This is a genomic window from Nocardioides sp., from assembly GCF_041393715.1.
In the GTDB taxonomy this organism is placed as follows: domain Bacteria; phylum Actinomycetota; class Actinomycetes; order Propionibacteriales; family Nocardioidaceae; genus Nocardioides.
Genome location: NZ_JAWKJQ010000026.1, coordinates 1 through 1,511 on the forward strand (window position 1 = coordinate 1; position 1,511 = coordinate 1,511).

Here is a 1,511-nt window from a genome sequence, read left to right on the forward strand (position 1 = left end):
AACACGATCTGGGTGACGTCCGGAAACGCCGACTCGAACTCGAGGATGTTGCGCAGGTCGGCGCCTCGGAACGCGTAGATCGACTGGTCGGAGTCGCCGACGACGCACACGTTGTGGTGGGCGCCGGCCAGCAGGATCACCAGCTCGTTCTGCACCCGGTTGGTGTCCTGGTACTCGTCGACCATCAGGTACCGGAACCGGCGCTGGTAGCTCTCGAGCACGTCGCTCTCGGTGCGCAACAGCTCGACGGTGACCCCGAGCAGGTCGTCGAAGTCCATGGCCCCGGCCGCCCGCAGGCGGGCCTGGTACTCGGCGTAGACATCGGCCACCTTGCGCTCGATGATGTGGCCCGCCTCGTCGGCCAACTGCTCGGGGGTGCGCAGCTCGTTCTTGGCCAGCGAGATCTGCCCCTGCACCGACCGGGCGGGCAGGCGCTTCGTGTCGATGTTGAGGTCGCGCAGGACGTACCCGACGAGCCGGGTGGCGTCCGACTGGTCGTAGATCGTGAACGAGCTGGGGTAGCCGAGGCGGTGGCCGTCGCGGCGCAGGATGCGCACACACGCCGAGTGGAAGGTGGACACCCACATCTTCTGGGCCACCGGCCCGACCAGCGTGCCCACCCGGTGACGCATCTCGTCGGCGGCCTTGTTGGTGAACGTGATCGCCAGGATCTCGAACGGCGAGACGTCATCCTGCTCGATCAGCCGGGCGATGCGGTGGGTGAGCACCCGGGTCTTGCCCGAACCGGCGCCGGCGACCACCAGCAGGGGGCCCTCGCCGTGCAGCACCGCCTCACGTTGGGCGGGGTTGAGGCCGTCGAGGAGCTGGGGAGACATGACGGCCCATCCTACGGCCCCGGGGTGACGCCGCCCCGAGCCCGGATCCGGGGTCGACGATCAGATGCGCACGGCGATCGGCGTGCCGTTGAAGCGGTAGATCGAGGCCACCTTCACCACGTCGCCGGTGCTGGGCGCATGCACGTACTGCCCGCCGCCGATGTAGATGCCGATGTGGTGCACCGGGGAGCCGTAGGCCACCAGGTCACCGGGGACCAGCTCGCCGACGGAGATCCGGCGGCCCATCGCCACCTGCATGCGCGACGAGTGCGGGATGCCGGTTCGGCCGGCCTGGGCGTAGGCCCACAACACCAGCCCCGAGCAGTCGAACCCGGTCGAGGGGCTCTCGCCTCCCCATCGGTACGGCGTGCCTCGCATCGAGAGCGCTGCGGCGACGGCCCGCTCACCCTGGGAGGACGGGGCCGGGGCTGCCGGGGTGGGGGCGGGTGCCACCGGCGCCGGAGCGGCGGTCGTCGGGGCCGCGGTGGTGCGTGGGGCCTGGGCGGCGGGCGCCGCCGTGGCCGGAGCCGCCGCCGAAGAGCGGCCGGACCCGGTGGCGGTCGTCGGGGCGGACGTCGACCTGCTCGACGAGGTGGTGGCGGAGGACGACGAGCCGGCGCGCTCGGAGTCCGCCGAGGACGACTCGGCGTCCGAGGCGGCCTCGGCGTCCTCCCG

The 1,511-nt window shown here is 71.7% G+C and carries 3 protein-coding genes; 1 reads left to right on the forward strand and 2 read right to left on the reverse strand.

The genetic code is table 11. The annotated features are described in order from the left end of the window. Positions 1–836, reverse strand: an 836-nt coding sequence (locus tag R2740_RS18425) for an ATP-dependent helicase (RefSeq protein ID WP_371304155.1), incomplete at its 3' end; no start/stop codon positions are given. Positions 837–896: 60 nt separating this feature from the next. Beyond that, positions 897–1,214: a C40 family peptidase gene (locus R2740_RS18430; RefSeq protein ID WP_371304156.1), complete on the reverse strand. Its 318-nt coding sequence runs from the start codon at positions 1,212–1,214 to the stop codon at positions 897–899. Between R2740_RS18430 and R2740_RS18435 the strand changes: the two genes are divergently transcribed. Then, a partial coding sequence (locus tag R2740_RS18435) for a hypothetical protein (RefSeq protein WP_371304157.1) occupies positions 1,204–1,511 on the forward strand: 308 nt, incomplete at its 3' end. The two genes, R2740_RS18430 and R2740_RS18435, sit on opposite strands and share 11 nt — an antisense overlap.